Source organism: Paractinoplanes maris, from assembly GCF_023544465.1.
GTDB lineage: Bacteria > Actinomycetota > Actinomycetes > Mycobacteriales > Micromonosporaceae > Actinoplanes > Actinoplanes maris.
Map to the genome: position 1 here is coordinate 237,837 of NZ_JALPVL010000014.1, position 19,384 is coordinate 257,220.

Sequence of the window (19,384 nt, forward strand, 5' to 3'; positions counted from 1 at the left end):
GGTCCGTCCACTACCGAGTGTTCGAGTGTCGTCACGTAACGGCTCTGGCTCATTGTGACGAATATCTTGACATCCACGGGTGCCACTTCATAGCTTGAGCGGCACATTCCGGAAACATTCCGAAACTTTCGGTTCCGAGAGGTGAGCTCATGGCGTCCAAGAGATTTCTGGCCCTGACTACCGTGGTGGCCTTGAGCGCCATGAGCCTGGCGGCGTGCAGCGGTGGCGACGACGAGGGCGGCGGCAGCGACTCCGGCGGCAACGTCACGATGGCTCTCTGGCACAACTCGACCACCGGTCCCGGCAAGGCGTTCTGGGACAAGACCGTGGCCGATTTCCAGACCGCCCACCCGACCGTGAAGATCAAGATCCAGTCGGTCCAGAACGAGGACCTGGACGGCAAGCTCCAGACCTCGCTCAACTCCGGCTCCGCGCCGGACATCTTCCTGCAGCGCGGCGGCGGCAAGATGGCCGCGATGGTCGAGGCGGGTCAGCTCAAGGACATCACCGCCGACGTCACCGCCGAGACCAAGCAGGCGGTGGGTGACGCCGCACTGGGCACCGGGCAGGTCGACGGCAAGACCTACGCCGTGCCGGTCTCGATCCTGCCCGGCGGCTTCTGGTACAGCAAGGACATCCTCAAGAAGGCCGGGGTCACCACGGCACCGACCACGATGGAGGAACTCACCGCCGCCGCGGGCAAGCTCAAGGCCAACGGGACGCCGGTCGCGCTCGGCGGCAAGGACGCCTGGCCGGCGGCCCACTGGTACTACTTCTTCGCTCTGCGCGCCTGCAGCAAGGACACCCTCGACGCGGCGGCCAAGGAGAAGAACTTCACCGATCCGTGCTGGACGAAGGCCGGGCAGGATCTCAAGAGTTTCGCCGACACCAAGCCCTTCAACGACGGCTTTTTGACCACCTCGGCCCAGCAGGGCGCGGGCAGCTCGGCCGGCCTGATCGCCAACTACAAGGCCGGCATGGAGCTGATGGGCTCGTGGGACCCGGGCGTGATCGCCGGTCTGACGAAGGACAAGAAGCCGCTGCCCGATCTGGGGTTCTTCCCCTTCCCGGCCGTCTCCGGCGGCCAGGGTGACCCGGCCGCCATCATGGGCGGGGCCGACGGCTACTCGTGCTCGGCCCAGGCGCCCAAGGAATGCGCCGACTTCCTGAACTACCTGCTCACCAAGCCCGTGCAGGAGGCGTACTACAAGGCCTTCAACTCGCTGCCGGTCAGCAAGGAGGCTCAGGGCGCGGTCACCGAGGAGTACCTCAAGGCCGTCCTCGACGCCTACAACAAGGCCCCGTACGTCTCGCAGTGGCTGGACACCGTCTACGGCCAGAACGTCGGCAACGCCCTCAACATCGGCGTGGTGAATCTGCTGGCCGGCAAGGGCGACGTCGCCGGCATCATCCAGTCCGTGAACGACGCAGCCAAGAAGGGCTGAGAGGTAACCGAGCCATGAGCAGCGACTTCGGTGGCGAGAGCGCAGTGGTCACTGAGGACGCGCCCGGCAGTCGCGGGCGGGGCGGGGCCGGCGTACCGGCGCCGCCTCCGCTCCGCCCGCGCCGGCGCGGAATCGGCTGGGCCCAGCGTCTGGAGATCGCGGCGCTGTCCGGCCCGGCGATCCTGATGTTCGTCGGCTTCGTGATCTTCCCGGTCCTGATGGCCGCGTACTACGGCTTCTACCGCTGGAAGGGCTTCGGGCCACCGACCAACTTCGTCGGGCTCGACAACTACGTGACCATCCTGCAGGACAGCTCGTTCCACGAGGCGCTGTGGCACAACGGGCAGATCCTGGTGCTCTCGCTCGTTCTGCAGGGTCCCATCGCGCTCGGGCTGGCGCTGCTGCTCAATCAGCGGCTGCGGGCCCAGTCGGCCATCCGGGTGCTCATCTTCGTGCCGTACGTGATCTCCGAGGTCATCACCGGAACGGCCTGGAGCCTGATGCTGCAGACCAACGGCGCGGTCAACGACGTCCTGCGGTCGCTCGGGCTCGGTGGAGTGGCCGAGGACTGGCTGGCCAACCCGAAACTGGCCATCTGGACGCTGATGCTGATCCTGACGTGGAAGTACGTCGGGTTCGCGGTGATCCTGTTCCTGGCCGGGATGCAGAACATCCCGGAGGAGCTCTCGGAGGCGGCCGCGGTCGACGGCGCCTCGTTCTGGCAGACCCACCGGCACATCACGCTGCCGCTGCTCGGGCCGACGATCCGGATCTGGGCGTTCCTGTCGATCATCGGCTCGCTGCAATTGTTCGACCTCGTCTACATCATCTGGGGCCAGTACGTCGCCTCGACCGCCGGCACCTCGACCATGGCGACGTACATGGTCACCGAGGGCCGCAACGCCGGCAACTACGGATACGGCAATGCCGTGGCGGTCGTGCTCTTCGCCATCTCACTGATCATCGCGCTCGTCTACCAGCGCTTCGTTCTGCGCCGGGACACCGAGGGCGCGCTCACCGGAGGTCGGTAACCATGGACAGGAAGGACAGCGCCTGGGGCAACCCGATCGTCTACCTCGTCGCCCTGCTGCTGGTCGGTCTGATGCTCGGGCCGGTCATCTACATCATCATCGGCGGGTTCCGGACCAACTCGCAGATCACGACCGACCCGGCCGCCCTGCCCAACCCGTGGGTGTCCGGCAACTACACCGACGTGCTGGCGAGTGAGACCTTCTGGCGTCAGATCGGCAACTCGACGGTGGTGGCCGCGGCGACCACGATCGGCGTTCTCGCGCTGGGCGTCATGGCCAGCTACGTCCTGGCCCGGTACAAGTTCCGGGGCCGGGGGGCGATGTACGCGCTGTTCGCGGCCGGGCTGATGTTCCCGGTCACCGTGGCCATCACGCCGCTCTACATCCTGGTGAAGAACCTGGGGCTGGTGAACACGCTGCCCGGCGTCATCCTGCCGCAGATCGCCTTCGGACTGCCCACCACGATCATCATCCTGGTCCCGTTCCTGCAGGCCATTCCCAAGGAGATCGAGGAGGCCGCGGCCATCGACCGCTGCAGCCGGCTCGGCTTCTTCTGGCGGATGGTGCTGCCGCTCTCGGTGCCGGGCCTGATCACCACCGGCATCCTGGCCTTCATCGGCAGCTGGAACAGCTATCTGCTGCCGCTGTTCATCCTCAACGACCAGGACACCTTCACTCTGCCGCTGGGTGTCCAGGCCTTCTCCTCGCAGTACTCGGTCGACACGGCCAAGGTGCTGGCATTCACCTCGCTCTCCATGATCCCGGCGCTCGTGTTCTTCAGCCTGTTCGAACGCCGGATCGTCGGCGGGCTCACCGGCGCGGTCAAGGGCTGACCCACAGGTGCCATCCTCTCCGGGTGGACTACTTCTTCTATTGCCGCGACCGCGAGGGCGCCGGGGACCTACGGTCGCAACTCGTCGAGGAACACTGGGCCTTCATGGACCGGTTCGCCGAAGCGATGATCGCCCGGGGGCCCACGCTGACCGGTGACCTCGACGGGGCCACCGGCAGCGTGCACATCGTCGAGCTGCCCGACGCCGAGGCCGCCCGCGTCTTCGCGTTCGAGGAGCCCAACCAGCTCGCCGGGGTCTACCGCCAGATCACCGTCCGGCGATACGTCGACCTGCTGGGCCGGACGATGGGGGACTTCCCGGGTGAGCGGGGCGAGGGCCCGGGGCGGTATCTGGTTCTCGCCCACGGCAAGCCGCTGATGGACTGGCCGGGGGCCGAGCAGACCGAGCCGGTCCTCGACCGGGACCGGCTCATCGCCTGGGGCCGGCTGCTCTCCGAGGACGGTGAGGACTGGGAGGGCACGGCCGTGATCGGCGAGTTCAGCGACCCGGAGACCATCCGCGATCTCTTCGCCGCCACCGGTGCCTACGACCGGATCGAGGTGCACCCCTGGACCTTCGGCGGGCGACGGTGACCTGGATCACCGGGGATCGGAGATCCGCCGGCCGTTCCGGCTTCGTCCTCTCCGGTTGTGGAACGAGAACGTGACAGGACATCGGCGATCGTCGCCCTCGAGCTGAGGCGCTCCTCCGCCCTCGGCACGGCGGTACTCGTCGTGGTCATCGGGGTCACCGCGCTCTACCTCGCTCCCGGACGCTGGTCGGGCGGGTGGATGTCACTGGCCCTGAACGCGCGCGAATACACGATGCTGCTGTGGCCGCTGGTCCTGGCGGCCGGCGCGGGGCAGGGCCGCCGGGAACACCGGGCCCGCGTGACCGAGCTGTTCGCCACGACGGCCCGCTCCCGCGCGCGCCGGGCGCTGCCGCTGCTCATCGCGATGGGTGGCACTGGCGCCTTGGCGTACGTCCTGGTCGTCGTGGCCGGCGGCGTCGCGCTCCTGTCCCGGCCGCACTACCTCCCGGCCGACGTCCTCGTCGTCACCGCCGCGGGAGCGTTGTCGATGGTTTCGGCCGCCTGGCTCGGCTCGGCCTCGGCCGGGTGCTGCCCGCCCCGGCGACCGCCCCGCTGCTCGCCGTCGGCGGTGCCCTGTTCGTCATCTATGCCGCGATCGTCAAGCCGTTGTCGCCCGGTGCGGTGCTCTCCCCGATGTACGGCAGTCTGCAGTCCTACCCCTATCAGACGATCGACCACCGGGTGAGCGCCGCGTTCTGCGTCTGGATGGTCGCGCTGGCGATCACCGGGGCGGTGCTGCTCGCCGCCGAGAGCCGATGGCTGCGGGTCGCGGCGATCGGGCCGGCCCTGATCGGCCTGGGCCTGGCGGTCACCCTGGCCCCCCGGGACCCGGCGGCCCTGGAAGCGCCGATCGATCCGGCGGCCGCCCACCTGGTCTGCACCGCCGATGCGCCGGTCGTCTGCGTCAGCCGGGTCAACGCCGGGGTGCTCGACGATCTGACGCCGCTCGCCCGGACCGGTCTCGCCGCCCTCAACCGGCTCCCGGGCACACCGGCCGAAGTGCACGAGGAGATCCGGCAATCCGGTGCCTGGCGGAGGCCGGCGGCGCCGGTGACCGACGTCGTCCTGCTGCCCGTCACCGTCGACCGGCACGGCGGCCTGGCCCATCCCGGCTCGGTGGTGCCCCTGATCGTCGGCTCGCTGGGCGTCACCGCCGGCGGCTCCTGCGACAACCGGCACGCCTCGGTCGAACGGGCGGCCGCGGCCTATCTGCTCGACCGGCGGCCGGTCTCGGACGTCGGTGTCGTTCCCGGGGTGACCGGGGAGGGCGCGGCGCTCAACCAGCTGGCCGTCAAGCTGTGGGAGGGGCTGCGCACGGTGCCGGAGGACGAGGCCCTGGCCCGCATCGCGGCGGTGCGCCAAGCGGTGATCGACTGCCGGGACAGCTCCGAGTTGCTCTCGCGAAGCGCCGGATGACCGTCGGCCGGCCGCGGGCCGGCTCGACACGGGGCCGGCTCACCAGCGTGGCCGGCTCAACAGCGTGGCCGGCTCAACAGCGTGGCCGGCTCAACAGCGTGGCCGGCTCAACAGCGTGGCCGGCTCACCAGCGTGGCCGGCTCAACAGCGTGGCCGGCTCACCAGCGTGGCCGGCTCAACAGCGTGGCCGGCTCAACAGCGTGGCCGGCTTCCGGCCTACGCCGTGCGATTTACCAGTGCCGGGATCGCCGAGAAGACGCCGTCGGGGTCGTACCGTCGCTTGAGGTCGAGCAGGCGGCTCAGATTGGCGCCGAACGAGTCGCGGGCCCGCCGGTCGTCGTCCGGGCCGAGCAGGTTGGGATAGCCGCCGGGCAGGGCCACCGGGTCGAGGGCTTCGGCGACCGAGTCGGCCCAGGCCCGGTGCCGGTCGACCGGCTCGCCCGGGGACCAGGCCGCGATGATCTCGATCGGGTGGTGCGGCACGCGATGGGCGAACGCGGACCCGGCCGGATCGGCCTTCGCCGCCGCACCGTGGAAGTGGTTGACCACCAATGCCGAGAAGGGTGAGGTGACCCGGTGGGCGGCGTCGGTCAGCGCCTCGGCCGCGAGCGGCGACACCGCGGCCAGCCAGCGGCTGCGCAGCAGGTAGTGGTTGCCCTCGACGGTGGCGGCGTCGAACATGCGCACGGCCGCCGCGTACGGCATGGGTTGGACCCGGTCGACGATCGGGTGGCCCAGCCCGCGCATCCGCGCGATCAGGCGCTCGCCCGCAGCCTCGTCGTCGCCGCACCAGAACGGGCAGAGGAAGGCCAGCGGGCCGTCGGGTCCGGGCAGGAACCCGGTCATCACGGTCAGCTCGTCGGGGCTGGTGGCCACGATGTCGGCGTAGCCGGTGAGCACGGCCGGGCCCTCGGCGGCCGGGAACATGAGGATGCCGGCCAGGATCGAGGGCAGCGCGTGCAGGCGGAACCGCAAGCTGGTCACCACGCCGAAGTTGCCACCGCCGCCCCGCAGCGCCCACCACAGGTCGGCGTCGGCGTCCGGCCCGGCGAGCACCGGGCGGCCGTCGGCCAGCACCACCTCGGCGCCGAGCAGGTTGTCCGCGGCCAGCCCGAACCGGCCGATCAACGGGCCGTATCCGCCCCCGGTGGCCAGCCCGGCCAGGCCGACACCGCCGACCACGCCGGTCGCCGCGACCAGCCCGTGTGGCGCCGCGGTGGCTGTCAGATCGGCCGAGAGTGCTCCACCCTGGACGGTGGCCGTGCGAGCCCCCGCGTCGACGGTGACCGCCCGCATGCCGGTGAGGTCGATGACCAGCCCGCCGTCGCGCAGGGCCCGGCCGGCCCAGTCGTGCCCGCCGGAGCGCACCGACAGCGGCAGTCCGGCGTCGCGGGCGATCCGGACCACCGTGCTCACCTCGGCGGCGTCCACGCACCGGGCGATCAGGGCGGGATGCGTCATCACGTCGGCGTTCCACACCCGGCGGGCGGCGTCGAACCCGTCCTGCTCGGCAGTGATCAGCCGGTCCCCCAGCGTCGCGCGCAATGCCCGTACGGCCTCGGACTCCCTCATGGCCGGACCCTAGCCCCCCGTCACCGATAGTGCCGTCACGAACACGACAGCCGGGTCCCGTGGAGAAAGCGGTCGGGGCGGGCCACCGTGACACTGCCCGGCCGCCCGGTCAGCAGGCCGTCCAGATCGCGCAGGGGCCGGCAACCCGGCGGCGGGTCGGCGAGGTCGAGCGCGAGCACCACCGCGTCGTCCGGGATCCCGGTGACCACCGTGCGGGGATCGCACCCGTGGCCGAGGTAGGCCCACCGGTATCCGATGACCTCGTCCAGCCGCACCGGCGGCCCTCCGCCGACGCTGACCCGCGGGTTGGGCAGAACCCGGCCGGCATCGGGAAGCGCCCCGGCGACCGCCCGGGGCAGCCGGCGCGCGGGCAGCGGCTTGCCGCCGAGGCGCGACCCGAGTCCGGGCAGCGACGCCACGGCCCGCAGCACGCCCCGGCTCAGCCTCATCCTCGTACGGCTGCGGGTCTGCACCAGCCGCCCGATGCGCAGCGCCAGCGTGGTGGTGGCCTCGACATCGGGCCGGCGCTCCCGCTCGTAGCCGTCGATCAGCGCCGGATCACCGCCGGCGACCACATCGGACAGCCGCCAGGCCAGCGCGACCGCGTCCCGCATCCCCATGCCCAGACCGAGTCCGGCGAACGGCGGCATGGCGTGGGCCGCGTCGCCGGCCAGCAGAACCCGCCCGGCTCGCCACCGCTCGGCCTGGCGGGCGTAGAAGGTGAAGACGGTGGCCCGCTCGATGTCCACGTCGGCCGGCCGCACCCACGGGGCGATCAACGACCGTACGGCATCGGTGGCGACCACGGCCTGCGGATCCTCGCCCGGCCCGAGCATCCACTCCCACCGCCACCGGTCACGCTGGGACATGGCCACCATCGGGCGCTCCGGGTCGAGCACGAAGGCGATGCTCGCGCCCCCGTCCGTGCCCCCGCCCACTCCCGGAGCGGCACCGGCACCCGGGCGCACCGTGGCGTCGACGACGAGCCACGGCTGCACGAATGTCTCGCCCGGGAACCCGATGCCGGCCGCCGCGCGAACCGTGCTCCCCGTCCCGTCACACCCCACGAGCCATCGCGCGGTCAGGCGCCGGCCGTCATCGAGCACCGCGGTCAGGCGCTCGCCGTGCTGCTCGACCTCGCGCACGCTGCGCCCGCCCAGGATCCGCACACAGCCGGTATCGAGGGCGACCCGCCGCAGCGCCGCTTCCAGGGCGGGCTGGTCGAGCCGAACGATCTGCGGCAGCCCGTACGGTCGTGCGGTCTGCTCGATCATGAGCAGGGGCCGGTGGTGCTGGTCGACCACCCCGTTCCGCGCCAGCGGCGTCGCCCAGTGCTCGAGCGGCGGCATCCCGGGCAGCGCCGTCAGGACGCGGATCGCCTCGATGTCGAGCACCGCGGCCCGCGGCTTCGGATACGGCCGATCCTGCGGCTCGACGACGACCGTGGGCACCCCCCGGGTGCCGAGCAGAGCGGCCAGCATCGCGCCGACCGGCCCCATCCCGGCCACCACGACGGCGGTCTCATCGTTGTCCACGGCGCCCCTTCCAGTACGGCACCACCAGCATGCCCAACCCCTTGCTGAGCCGGCGCTGTGAGCCCCTCAGCATCGTCCGAGCCGAAGAGCGCAGACTGCGATCGGGCGCCCCGGGAGAGGACGAGAACATGGATGTCTATGAGGCGGTGGCCAGTCGCCGGGCCGTGCGCGCGTTCAGCGACGAGCCGGTGCCCGCGGACACCCTGAGACGAGTGCTGGTCGCGGCGGCCCGGGCTCCGTCGAGCGGGAACCTGCAGCCGTGGCACCTGTATGTCGTGACCGGCGCTCCCCTGGCTGAGCTCAAGCGGCACGCCACGGCCCGGGCGCTGGCCGGCGACCCGGGAGACGAGCGCGAATACCCGATGTACCCGGATGACCTGACCTCGCCGTACCAGGAACGCTTCTACTCCGCGGCCACCCAGCGCTATCGGGCACTGGGGATCGAGCGGGACGACCCGGCCCGGCCGAGGAAGATCGCCGCCTTGAACTCGGACGCGTTCGGGGCGCCGGTCGTCCTGTTCTGCTATCTCGACCGGGCGATGGGACCGGGGCAGTGGGGCGACGCGGGGATGTACCTGCAGACGGTCATGCTCCTGCTCCGGGCCGAAGGCCTGCACAGCTGCCCGCAGGTGATGTGGACGATGTATCGGCGAACTGTCAGCCAGGCGGTCGGGGCGGGTGACGGGCTCCTGCTGTTCTGTGGCGTCTCGGTGGGCTTCGAGCGGGATGGCGCTCCACAGCCGCGCATCGGGCGCGCGCCTCTGACCGAGACCGTGACCTTCGTCGGCCAGTGACCCGAGAAGCCCAGAGGCTCCTCGGGTCAACCGCTGCGGATCAGCCGCGGCGCCACTTCTGGTTGGCGCCGCCGACACAGGTCCACAGGTGCAGCAGGGCGCCGTTGTCGGGCTTCCACTCCGCGATGTCGACGCACTTGTTGGCCTGCGGGTTGACCAGGTCACCGGCGGCGCTCAGGACGAACTGCTGCGCGGCGGTCCCGTTGCAGGTGTAGATCTGGATGGCGGCGCCGTCGTTGGTGGCGGCGTCGGCGACGTCCAGGCACTTGTTGTTCTCGGTGCGCACGGTGCCGTTGACGAACTGCCACTTCTGGCTTGTGCCGTCGGTGCAGTCCCACACCTGCACGCGCTGCCGGTCGGCGAAGTTCCCGCCCGGCACGTCGACGCACTTGTTGTTCCAGTTGCTGACGATCCGGGTCGTACTGCCCGCCGGGGGGTTGTCCGGCGTACCGGGTGTGCAGCCGTTGTCGGCGGTCACGTTGTCGGTGTGGGTGGTGCCGGCCGCCCGCAGCGAGGTGACCCGCGCGGTCGCCTCGGCCGGGGTCAGCACCTGCTTCTTGGCGTGGAAGACGTAGTCGATGTTCTCGTGCCAGACGCTGGTGCCCCCGGCGGTGTGACCGGTCAGGTCGATGAACCACTGGTTGAAGTCGATCGACATGTTCTGCCGGGGATAGAACTTCCCGCCGTGGGTGCCGACGAGCTGACCGTCGATGTAATACCGGACCTCGCCGTTGGCCACGGTCGCCATGACGTCACGCCAGCCGGCGACGCTGCGATTCTGCTTGCTGTACTGCCGATCCTGCACCCACGGATCGGCCTGGTAGGTGTACCAGGTGGTCTGGAAGTTGGTCGGCCCGCTCTCGCCCCAGCCGCCGTTGGGCAGGTACTCGGAGAAGTCGAGCTCGCTGTAGATCGGGTCGAACGCGTAGCGCAGCGGCGAGATCGTGTAGAAGGTCTGGTTGACGATGTCGCCGTCGGGCCCGGAGGCCGGGGTGTCGGCGAACTTGATCCGGGCGAAGTAGGTGCCCTCGAAGAACCGCCGGTCGGACAGGGACATCTCCGCGTGCGACGTGCCGGCGGCCGTGCCGTTCGTGGAGGCCTGCAGGCGCGCCACCTTCTGACCATCCACAGTGGGGAATGAGATGTTGCCGGCCGACCAGCTCGCGCCGGGCACGCCCGGACCGCCCGCGTTGGTGCGCACGTGCCAGCCCCGCTGGCCGAGGGCCGGGTCGGACGGCGAGCTGTACGAGAAGTCGTCGAAAAGCACGCCGCAACCCACGGCGGCGAGTGACGGCTGCGCCGCGGCGATGCCGATCGAGGTCAGGCCGGCGGCGGCCACCACCGCGGTGACGGCGTGCGCCGCGCGACGTATCAGGACGTGTGTCATCGAGAGCACTCCTTCGGGGGAAAGGGGACTCCTGGCAGCTCAGGGGGCCGAGGAGTGCTCACAGCATCACCGCATCTGTTAACACTCGTCAATGAATAAGGGCGAATTATTTTCCTCATTGCCCTAAGAGGAAGAAAATACTTACCGCCTGTCCGCCCCCGTGCACGCCGGCGACACACCGGACCAGGGTTTTGCACGGGCGCGAACCGCACCGGGCGGGACCAGGCTGGCGAATGTCCGGGAAGGCGGGTCCGCCGGCCGTGCGCCGGGATCTGTGAGAGAGGCGAGTCCGACATGACGACAATCGAGCAACAGACCGGCAACGCCGTACGGCCGTTCACCGTGCGGATCCGCGACGGCGCCCTCGACGATCTGCGGCGCCGCCTGGTGGAGACCCGCCTGCCGAGCCAGGAGCTCGCCGGCGACCGGTCCCAGGGGGTGCAGCTGGCCACGATGCGGGCGCTGCGCGAATACTGGGCCACCGACTACGACGGGCAGCGGGTCGCCTCCCGGCTCAACGCGCTGCCCCAGTTCACCACCGAGATCGACGGCGTCGAGATCCACTTCGTGCACGTCCGGTCCGAGCACCCGGACGCCCTTCCGCTGATCATGACGCACGGCTGGCCGGGCTCGGTCATCGAGATGCTCGACTCCGTCGGCCCGCTCACCGACCCCACCGCGCACGGCGGCGCCGCCACGGACGCCTTCCACCTCGTGCTTCCGTCACTGCCCGGGTACGGCTTCTCGGGTGAGCCGGCCGAGATCGGGTGGGACCTGGTCCGTACCGCCCGGGCCTGGTCGGAGCTCATGCGGCGGCTCGGTTACGACCGGTACGTGGCCCAGGGCGGCGACGTCGGGGCCGGTGTCACCGACGCGATGGGGCGGCTCGGCCCCGACGGGCTGGCCGGCGTCCACATGAACCTGCTCGTGACGGCGCTCAACGACCCGGCGTCCCTGCCGCACGCCACCGACGAGGAACAGGCGGCGCTGGCCGCCATCAGGACGTTCCAGGCCAGCGGGAACGGCTACTTCGTGGAGATGGCCACCCGCCCGCAGACCGTCGGGTACGCCCTGCTCGACTCGCCGGCCGCGCTCGCCGCCTGGATGATCGACCACGACACCGACGCCTACTACAAGATCGTCAGCGCGTTCGTCGACGACCGCCCGTCGGGCAATCTGACCCGCGACCACATCCTCGACAACATCATGGCCTACTGGCTGACCGGGACCGGCGCCTCCGCGGCCCGGTCGTACTGGGAGGCCTACGGACCGGACGCGCCCGCGGCCGGCTCCGCGCCGCAGCCGGATCCCCGCGTCCCGGTCGCGTTCAGCTCGTTCCCGGGCGAGATCTGGCGGACCCCACGGAGCTGGGCCGAGCAGTCCTACCCGACCCTGAGCTACTTCGGCGAGGCCGTGCGGGGCGGCCACTTCGCCGCCTGGGAGGAGCCGGAGCTGTTCGCGGCGGAACTGCGAGCGGCCTTCCGTCCGCTGCGCTGACCCGTACGTCCGGATGCGCTCGCGGTCGATGTCGACGGATCACCCGCGGGCGTGGAAAGCGGCGACCACCGTGTCGGCGAGGGTGCCGAACCACCCCCGGCGACGGCGAAGAGGGCGGCGGTGGCGCAGATCGGACGGCCGGACGAGGCGCTCGAGCTCGGTGGGTGAAGTCATGGGCATCAACCTAGGGACGGGCGGCCGGGCGCCGCCTGAGCCGGGGTACTCAACCCACCTGAGCCCTCTAAGGTGTCGTGGTGAGCTGGCAGCCGGTGCGCGACGCGTATTCGACCATGTCCGAGCAGTACATCGCCCTGTTCGGCGGTGACTGGGAGGCCCACGAGGACGACACCGCGCTCGTCCGCGACCATCTGGCCGGCCTCGACGGCCCGGTGCTCGATCTCGGGTGCGGGCCCGGTCACTGGACTGCCTATCTGCAAGCGCTGGGCGCCGACGTCACCGGCGTCGACCTGGTCCCCGAGTTCATCGGCCATGCCCGGGCCAACTTTCCGGCCTCACGGTTCCGGCTCGGCTCGATGACCGAGCTCGACGTCCCCGACCATGCGGTGGCCGGCATCCTGTCCTGGTATTCGACCATCCACCTGCCGCCGGCCGAACTGGACCGGGTGCTCGCCGAGTTCCGCCGGATGCTGGCCCCGGCCGGACGGCTGGTGATCGGCTTCTTCGACAGCGACGACGGGGTGACCGCGTTCGACCACAAAGTCATCACGGCGTACCGCTGGCCGGTGAGCGAGTTCTCGGCCCGCCTGGCCGGGGCGGGCCTCACCGAGCTCCAGCGCACGCGACAGCAGTTTCCAGAACGGCCCGACCGCATGTACGCAGCCATCGCCGCCCGCGCCGCATAGCTCGGCCCGCGCTGCACACCCCTACCCGCGCCGCGCAGCCCTGCCCGCGCCTCAGCCCTGCCCGCGCCTCAGCCCTGCCCGCGCCTCAACCCTGCCCGCGCCTCAACCCTGCCCGCGCCTCAACCCTGCCCGCGCCTCAGCTCCGCCCGCGCCGCACAGCTCCGCCACCGCCGACCGGTTAGATCTGGCCGGCCGGCCGGTCGCACCTGCCAGCCGGACCCTGACTTCGCCTATGTGGACCTTGTACCCTTCCCCGGACCCCGCACCCCCCGGAAGGTACCTCTCCCCTTGCGCGCCTTGTTCGTGATCGCCGTCGCCGTGGTGGCCGGCTTTGTCATCAGCCCGTTGCTGCACGCCGAGGCGGACTGCACACCCACCGCGGCCACCGCCGCACCGGCCAAGAAAACGTGGAGTGACGAGCAGGTCGCCAACGCGCGCATCATCGTCACGATCGGCCGGGAGCGCCAGGTGCCGGACGCGGCGCGGGTGATCGCGGTGGCCACCGCCCTGCAGGAGTCCAGCCTGCGCAACCTCAAGGGCGGCGACCGCGACTCCATCGGCCTGTTCCAGCAGCGCCCGACCCAGGGCTGGGGCACGCCCGCGCAACTGTCCGATCCGGCCTATCAGACCCACAAGTTCTACGACAAACTGCTCCGCGTCGACGGCTGGCAGAAGATGCGGTTCACCGAAGCGGCCCAGGCCGTGCAGGTGTCGGCCTATCCGGAGGCCTACGCCAAGCGGGTCCCGGCCGCCACCGGCCTCGTCGACATGCTGAGCGAGCCCGCCACCTGCACGACCGAGGTCTGAGCGTCCGCTCCCTCAGGAGGTCGCGGACGGTGCCGGCACACCGCTCTCCGAAGGCGCGGGCGGCGCACCACTTTCCGACGGCGCGGGCGCACCACTTTCCGAAGGCGCGGGCGGCGCACCGCTCTCCGAAGGCGCGGGCGGCGCACCGCTCTCCGACGGCGCGGGCGGCGCACCACTTTCCGACGGCGCGGGCGGCGTATCGCTTTCCGACGGCGCGGGCGGCGTATCGCTTTCCGATGGCGCCGGCGCACCACTTTCCGACGGTGCGGGCGGCGCGCCCGGGCGGCCGTGCTTGCCCGGACCGCCACGACCGCCGGGGCCGCGCCGGCCCTCGGGCCGATCGGGGGCCAGAGCGACCGTGGTCGCGTCCAGCGAGACACCGTCGGCGTTCACCGTGCCCTCGGCGTGCACCCGGACGCCCACCTTGACCTCCGACGGCACGGTGGCGACGTTGATCTGGCGGGTGAAGCCGTCCCGGTCGACGATCATGATGCGGCCGCCGTCGATCGACTTGACCGTGCCGCTCAGATGCGGCTGGTGCTGACGTTTACCGGCGGGGCCCTCGGCCGACGAGGAAGTCGACGGGGCCGCCGCCGAAGAAGTCGACGGGGCGGGTGACGGGTCGGCCTGGGCCAGCCCGGCGACGCCGAGGGCGAGCCCGCCGCCGGCGACGACGGCGATCGCGACCCGGCTCAGCCGGCCGGCGTTGGTTGCGGAGTCGGGCAGAGGCAGTTTCAACGTCAGCGTCTCCTTCATCGGGGCGCCGCCGTGGCCGCGGCGCCTGGTGACCACCCTGGTCCCCGGTCCTGAAGACGACCTGAAGCGGGCGCCTTCTTCAGCCGGTCTTCAGTTTCGTGACGGCCCAGCCATAGGCGGCCGGGCCAGACTGACCCGATGGTCGCCCGGGTGCTGGTGGTGGAGGACGAGGAGGCGATCCGCGAGCCGCTCACGGCGGCGCTGCGGGCCGCCGGTCACGAGGTCCGCGCGTGTGCCGACGGCGTCGGTTTCGAGGACGTGGTCGACTCGTTCCGCCCCGACCTGGCCCTCCTCGATGTGCACCTGCCCGGCGGCCGGGACGGCTTCGAGCTGGCCCGCGCGCTGGGCGGCCGCAGCGACTGTGCCGTGCTGATGCTGACCGCCCGCGACTCGGTGGCCGACCGGATCACCGGCTTCGAGACCGGCGCCGACGACTATGTGGTCAAGCCGTTCGCCACCGTCGAGGTGCTGGCCCGGGTCGCGGCCGTCCTGCGCCGGCTGGGCCGGGTGCCGTCCACCGTGCAGGTCGCCGACCTGGTGGTCGACGAGGGGGCGCAGATCGCCGCCCGGGCCGGCCGGACGCTCGACCTGACCGGCACCGAGTTCCGGTTGCTGGCCTATCTGACCGGGCACCGCGGCCGGATCCTGTCCAAGACCCAGCTGCTGACCCAGGTCTGGGGATACGACGAGTACGACCCCAACCTGGTCGAGGTGCACGTCAGTGCGCTGCGCCGCAAGCTCGAAGAGCACGGGCCGCGCCTGATCCACACCGCCCGTGGTCTCGGGTACGTGGTGCGCCCATGAGGCCGGCCTCGCTGCGGGGCCGGGTCACCCTCGGCGTGCTCGCCCTGCTCTCGGTGATCCTGGCCGGGCTGTTCACCGCGGTCGACGTGGCGTTGTCGGCCCGCCTGCACGCCGATGCCCGCACCCGGCTCACCGACCGGGTGGCTCTCGCCCAGCAGCTGCAGGGCACGTTGAGCCGGCAGCGTCTGGCCGACCGGCTGCGAGGGGACGGCGTGGTCGTCCGGCTGTGCGGGGCGGACGGCTCGACCTGCGCCACGGCCGCCTCCGACCCGCCGCCGCCCGGCGCCGGCCGCCCGCGCGGCGAACGCCCGCGACCCGAAACGGCTGCGGCACCGGCCGTCCCGGTGGAGACCGCGGGCAGCGTGATCTTCGTGCGCTCGTCGCTGCCCGGCAACCAGACGCTGACCCTGAGCCTGGACACCACGCAGATCACCGAGGCGCTGCACCGGCTGATCGTGCTCGAGGTGATCGGGGGCGTCCTCGCTCTCCTGCTGGCCGGATTCGCGACGGCCCGGATCTCGCGGGCGGCGCTGCGGCCGCTGGAGGACATGACCGCGGTGGCCCGGCAGATCGCGGCCGGCGACCGGGGGCAGCGACTCGACGTACCCCGGTCCGGGACCGAGCTGGGCCGTACGGCCGCGGCCTTCGACGCCATGCTCGACGAGCTCGAGGCGGCCGAGGTCCGGATGCGCTCGTTCCTCAGCGACGCGTCCCACGAGCTGCGCACCCCGCTGGCCGGTCTGCGGGCCAACGCCGAGCTGATGCTGCGCGAGAACCCCGGCCGGGAGCAGCGGGAGCGGATCGCGGTGGCGATGGTCCGCGAGTCGCACCGGGCCGCCCGGCTGGTCGACGACCTGCTCACGATGGCCCGGCTCGGCCAGGGCATGCCGCTGGTGGCCGAGCGGGTCGACCTGCTCGCCCTGGCCGGGGCGGAGGTGGAGCGGGCCCGGTCACTGTCGGCCGGCCTGACCTTCGTGGTCGCCGGCGAGTCCGGCCCGGCTTTCGGGACCGCCGATGAGGCCGGCCCGGCTTTCGGGGCCGCCGATGAGGCCGGGCGGGCCTTCGGGGCCGCCGATGAGGCCGGCCCAACTGTCGAGGGCGGCGACGAGGCGGGCTCGCACGTCAACGGCGACCCGGTGCGGCTCGGCCAGATCATCAGCAACCTGCTGGACAACGCCCGCCACGCCACCCCACCGGGTGGAGTGATCTCGGTGCGTGTCCGCCGCCGCGGGTCGCGGGTGCTCCTCGAGGTCTCCGACACCGGGCCGGGCGTGCCCCCGGACGAGCGAGCCCTGATCTTCGAGCGGTTCGGCCGGGGCGACGTCTCCCGCTCGCGCCACACCGGCGGCGCAGGCCTGGGTCTGCCGATTGCCCGCGGGCTCGCCCAGGCCCACGGCGGCGATCTCACCTGTCTCGCCCAAGATCACGGCAGTGATCCGGCCTCTGCCGCGGCTGGGGCCGGGGCCGAAGCTGGGGCCGGGGCCGAAGCTGGGGCCGCTGGGGCTGGGGCCGCTGGAGCCGGGGCTGCGGCTGGGGCCGGGGCTCGGGCCGCTGGAGCCGGGGCTGGGGCCGGGGCCGGGGCTGGGGCTGGGGCCGCGGCCGGGGCTGGGGCTCGGGCCGCTGGGGCCGGGGCCGGGGCTGGGGCTCGGGCCGCTGGAGCCGGGGCTGGGGCCGGGGCTGGGGCTGGGGCTGGGGCCGGGGCCGCTGGAGCCGGGCCCGGGGCCGGGGCCGGGGCCGGGGCCGGGGCGACCTTCCGCCTCGACCTGCCGGCCGCGCAGATCACGGGGTGAGCGGGGTCCCGACGATCGTGAGCAGCTCGGTGGCCAGGGGCGTCGGTGCGCGGCCCAGCCACAGGGCCTGCAGAGGCCGGGTCAGCGGAAGGTTGTCGACCCGCAGCTCGACCAGTTCCCCCGCGTCGACGGCGGCCGCGGCCGCGCGGGCGCTGATCACCCCGACGCCGCCGCCGGCCCGGACCGTGGCCAGGATCGTGGTCGTCGAGCCGAGGCTGATCGCGTGCGGCAGCGACGGCGCGAAGCCGAGGGCGTGCTCGAGCGCACGCAGGAACGTGTCCCGCGTACCGGAACCGGGCTCCCGCAGCAACAGCGGCTGATCGGCGAGGTCGGTCGGCCGTAGCCCGCGCCAGGCGTGCGCGGCCAGCGGATAGCCGGCCGCCACGACCAGGGCCAGCCGGTCCTCGCCGACGACGCGCGAGCCCAGCTCGGCGGGGACGTCGGGCGACTCGACGAAACCCAGGTCGACCGCGCCCGACCGGACCGCCTCGATGACGTCGTGACTGTTCGCCACCCCGGCCGCGATGTCCAGGCCGGGATGTGTGCGGCGCAGGCTCAGCAGCCAGGCCGGCAACAGGTACTCCGCCACCGTGAGGCTGGCCGAGATGCGCAGCCGTGCCTGCCGGTCGGCGCGCAGCGTCAGGACGCCGTCGGCCAGCGTCTGCGCGGCATCGACCACGCCGTGCGACCAGGCGACGACCGCCTCCCCAGCCGGGGTGAGCAGGCTCCCGCGCCGCGAGCGCACCAGCAGCGGTACGCCCAGCCGGCGCTCCAGCTTGGCCAGGCGGGCGCTGGCGCTGGGCTGGGTGATGCCGTGCACCTGGGCGGCGCGGCCGACGCTGCCGGTCTCGGCCACCGACAACAGCAGGTCGAGCGCGGTCAGGTCGGTCATCCAGGGCGGCAGTGGCATCGTCCGGGAGTCTGTCACAGGCGCCGGTGCCTTTCCCGGCGGTCGGCCGATCGGGTCATCGCGTCGTCAGGTACTGCAGGCCGAGGCTGGTCACGGTGACGGCGACCCACAGGACCAGACCGAGCAGCAGCGGGCGCCCACCGGCCCGGCGCAGGGCTGCCACATCGGTGCTGAGCCCGACAGCGGCCAGGGCGACCGCGATCAGCACCATGGCCACCTGGTGCAGTCCGGACTGAGCGGCGGCCGGGATCAGACCGGCGGTGTGCGCCGCGGCGACGGCGAGGAAGGCGACCAGGAACCAGGGCACGAGGGAGAGCGCGGCGCGGGGCTTGGCCTCGGCCGGTCGACCCTCGCGGCGCCGGGTCAGCGCGGTCAGGAAGAGGACGACCGGGATGATCATGAGGGTGCGCGCGAGCTTGACGACGACGGCGTACTGCGCGGCTTCCTGGCCGTAGGCGCCGGCGGCGGCCACCACCGAGCTCGTGTCGTTGACAGCCGTACCCGCGAACAGACCGAACGCCTGCTGGCTCAGCCCGAGTGCGTGCCCCAGCGGGGGGAAGACCAGGACCGCGGCCACGTTGAACAGGAAGATCGTCGAGATCGCGTACGCCACGTCGTCGCTCTTGGCCCGGATGGCCGGTGTCGTGGCCGCGATGGCCGAGGCACCGCAGATGCCGGTGCCGACCCCGATCAGCGTACGAAGGTCTCGGGAAACGCCGAGCCGGCGCCCCACCAGCCAGGCGAGGAGCAGGCAGACGCCGAGCGTGCCCACCATGACCGGCAGCGACTCCGCGCCGGCCGACAACACCTGCCCGAGCGACAACTGCGCGCCGAGCAGCACCACCGACAGTTGCAGCAGGACGCCCTTGGCCACGCCCAGCCCCGGTTCCAGCGCCACCGCCCGCGGGCGCACCAGCGGACTGAGCAGCACTCCACCGACCACGGCGAGCACCGGCGCCCCGATCACCGGGACCTGCGCCCCGGCCGCCGTAGCCACCAGCCCGAGGAGGACGGCCACCCCGAGTCCGGCGGCCTTAACCGGCATCCGGCGCCGCGGCAGGACCTGAGCATCAACGATCACCACTCCACGCTCCGCCCGCACGCGGTCCCCCGGTAGCGGTCATTCCCGGATCACGGTCATAGACGTTGCCTATGACCGCGATCGGGCGGGGACGGTCAGCGGCAGTGGGCGCCCGAGCATGTCCACATCGCCCGCGCGTTCGCCGACCCGCGGCTGGTGGGCTTGGCGTCACCGGACAGGGCGCGCAGGAAGCGGGGCATCGGCGTGACCTTGGACGGTAAGGAATCGACGGCCGCCCCGGCCCGGATCGACATCATCGAAGCACCCTGGG

At 72.1% G+C, this 19,384-nt stretch carries 19 protein-coding genes; 11 read left to right on the plus strand and 8 right to left on the minus strand.

Annotation, left to right across the window (positions count from 1 at the left end; genetic code table 11):
- Window positions 1-149 precede the first annotated feature (149 nt).
- The 5 genes from NAG42_RS35895 to NAG42_RS35915 all read left to right on the plus strand — a co-directional run bounded on the left by NAG42_RS35895 (window position 150) and on the right by NAG42_RS35915 (window position 5,317).
- On the plus strand, window positions 150-1,445 hold the full coding sequence (locus NAG42_RS35895; RefSeq protein ID WP_250036548.1) for an ABC transporter substrate-binding protein: 1,296 nt from the start codon (window positions 150-152) through the stop codon (window positions 1,443-1,445).
- A 14-nt stretch (window positions 1,446-1,459) separates the two neighbouring features.
- Window positions 1,460-2,476 carry a carbohydrate ABC transporter permease gene (locus NAG42_RS35900; protein ID WP_250036549.1) on the plus strand — a complete coding sequence of 339 codons (1,017 nt, stop codon included), beginning with the start codon at window positions 1,460-1,462 and terminating at the stop codon, window positions 2,474-2,476.
- A gap of 2 nt (window positions 2,477-2,478) precedes the next feature.
- Window positions 2,479-3,309, plus strand: a complete 831-nt coding sequence (locus NAG42_RS35905; RefSeq protein ID WP_250036551.1) for a carbohydrate ABC transporter permease — start codon at window positions 2,479-2,481, stop codon at window positions 3,307-3,309.
- A 23-nt stretch (window positions 3,310-3,332) separates the two neighbouring features.
- On the plus strand, window positions 3,333-3,902 hold the full coding sequence (locus tag NAG42_RS35910; protein WP_250036553.1) for a YciI family protein: 570 nt from the start codon (window positions 3,333-3,335) through the stop codon (window positions 3,900-3,902).
- Window positions 3,903-4,426: 524 nt separating this feature from the next.
- Window positions 4,427-5,317: a hypothetical protein gene (locus NAG42_RS35915; protein WP_250036555.1), complete on the plus strand. Its 891-nt coding sequence runs from the start codon at window positions 4,427-4,429 to the stop codon at window positions 5,315-5,317.
- A 216-nt stretch (window positions 5,318-5,533) separates the two neighbouring features.
- Here the strand turns inward: NAG42_RS35915 and NAG42_RS35920 are convergent, their stop codons facing one another.
- Both NAG42_RS35920 and NAG42_RS35925 read right to left on the minus strand, forming a co-directional pair.
- On the minus strand, window positions 5,534-6,889 hold the full coding sequence (locus tag NAG42_RS35920) for an FAD-binding oxidoreductase (protein WP_250036556.1): 1,356 nt from the start codon (window positions 6,887-6,889) through the stop codon (window positions 5,534-5,536).
- Between the two features lie 35 nt (window positions 6,890-6,924).
- On the minus strand, window positions 6,925-8,424 hold the full coding sequence (locus NAG42_RS35925) for an FAD-dependent monooxygenase (protein ID WP_250036558.1): 1,500 nt from the start codon (window positions 8,422-8,424) through the stop codon (window positions 6,925-6,927).
- 128 nt (window positions 8,425-8,552) lie between these two features.
- Between NAG42_RS35925 and NAG42_RS35930 the strand changes: the two genes are divergently transcribed.
- Window positions 8,553-9,218 (plus strand): nitroreductase, encoded by a 666-nt coding sequence (locus tag NAG42_RS35930; protein WP_250036560.1) that lies wholly within the window; start codon window positions 8,553-8,555, stop codon window positions 9,216-9,218.
- A 40-nt stretch (window positions 9,219-9,258) separates the two neighbouring features.
- Here the strand turns inward: NAG42_RS35930 and NAG42_RS35935 are convergent, their stop codons facing one another.
- Window positions 9,259-10,605, minus strand: coding sequence for a ricin-type beta-trefoil lectin domain protein (locus NAG42_RS35935; RefSeq protein WP_250036561.1), 1,347 nt, complete (start codon window positions 10,603-10,605; stop codon window positions 9,259-9,261).
- Between the two features lie 294 nt (window positions 10,606-10,899).
- Between NAG42_RS35935 and NAG42_RS35940 the strand changes: the two genes are divergently transcribed.
- Window positions 10,900-12,102, plus strand: coding sequence for an epoxide hydrolase family protein (locus NAG42_RS35940; RefSeq protein ID WP_250036563.1), 1,203 nt, complete (start codon window positions 10,900-10,902; stop codon window positions 12,100-12,102).
- Window positions 12,103-12,141: 39 nt separating this feature from the next.
- Here NAG42_RS35940 and NAG42_RS44605 read toward each other — a convergent pair whose 3' ends face one another.
- Entirely contained in the window at window positions 12,142-12,276 is a 135-nt protein-coding gene (locus NAG42_RS44605; protein WP_284046350.1) for a hypothetical protein, read from the minus strand.
- 116 nt (window positions 12,277-12,392) lie between these two features.
- Between NAG42_RS44605 and NAG42_RS35945 the strand changes: the two genes are divergently transcribed.
- On the plus strand, window positions 12,393-12,965 hold the full coding sequence (locus tag NAG42_RS35945) for a class I SAM-dependent methyltransferase (protein WP_284046401.1): 573 nt from the start codon (window positions 12,393-12,395) through the stop codon (window positions 12,963-12,965).
- Between the two features lie 288 nt (window positions 12,966-13,253).
- Window positions 13,254-13,772, plus strand: coding sequence for a peptidase M23 (locus tag NAG42_RS35950; protein WP_250036566.1), 519 nt, complete (start codon window positions 13,254-13,256; stop codon window positions 13,770-13,772).
- A gap of 12 nt (window positions 13,773-13,784) precedes the next feature.
- Here the strand turns inward: NAG42_RS35950 and NAG42_RS35955 are convergent, their stop codons facing one another.
- Window positions 13,785-14,510: a hypothetical protein gene (locus NAG42_RS35955; RefSeq protein ID WP_250036755.1), complete on the minus strand. Its 726-nt coding sequence runs from the start codon at window positions 14,508-14,510 to the stop codon at window positions 13,785-13,787.
- Between the two features lie 156 nt (window positions 14,511-14,666).
- Here NAG42_RS35955 and NAG42_RS35960 point away from each other — a divergent pair, with 156 nt between their 5' ends.
- On the plus strand, window positions 14,667-15,332 hold the full coding sequence (locus NAG42_RS35960) for a response regulator transcription factor (RefSeq protein WP_250036568.1): 666 nt from the start codon (window positions 14,667-14,669) through the stop codon (window positions 15,330-15,332).
- Window positions 15,329-17,122 (plus strand): sensor histidine kinase, encoded by a 1,794-nt coding sequence (locus tag NAG42_RS35965; protein WP_250036569.1) that lies wholly within the window; start codon window positions 15,329-15,331, stop codon window positions 17,120-17,122. Before NAG42_RS35960 ends, NAG42_RS35965 begins: the two co-directional genes overlap by 4 nt.
- Here the strand turns inward: NAG42_RS35965 and NAG42_RS35970 are convergent.
- The 3 genes from NAG42_RS35970 to NAG42_RS35980 all read right to left on the minus strand — a co-directional run bounded on the left by NAG42_RS35970 (window position 17,112) and on the right by NAG42_RS35980 (window position 19,370).
- The gene (locus tag NAG42_RS35970; protein ID WP_250036570.1) at window positions 17,112-18,032 is read right to left on the minus strand and encodes a LysR family transcriptional regulator; all 921 of its coding nucleotides are present in this window, start codon (window positions 18,030-18,032) and stop codon (window positions 17,112-17,114) included. The genes NAG42_RS35965 and NAG42_RS35970 overlap by 11 nt on opposite strands.
- 55 nt (window positions 18,033-18,087) lie before the next feature.
- Window positions 18,088-19,113, minus strand: a complete 1,026-nt coding sequence (locus tag NAG42_RS35975) for a YeiH family protein (protein ID WP_250036572.1) — start codon at window positions 19,111-19,113, stop codon at window positions 18,088-18,090.
- A 95-nt stretch (window positions 19,114-19,208) separates the two neighbouring features.
- Complete coding sequence (locus tag NAG42_RS35980; protein WP_250036574.1) at window positions 19,209-19,370, minus strand: hypothetical protein; 162 nt, start codon at window positions 19,368-19,370, stop codon at window positions 19,209-19,211.
- Window positions 19,371-19,384: the final 14 nt, after the last annotated feature.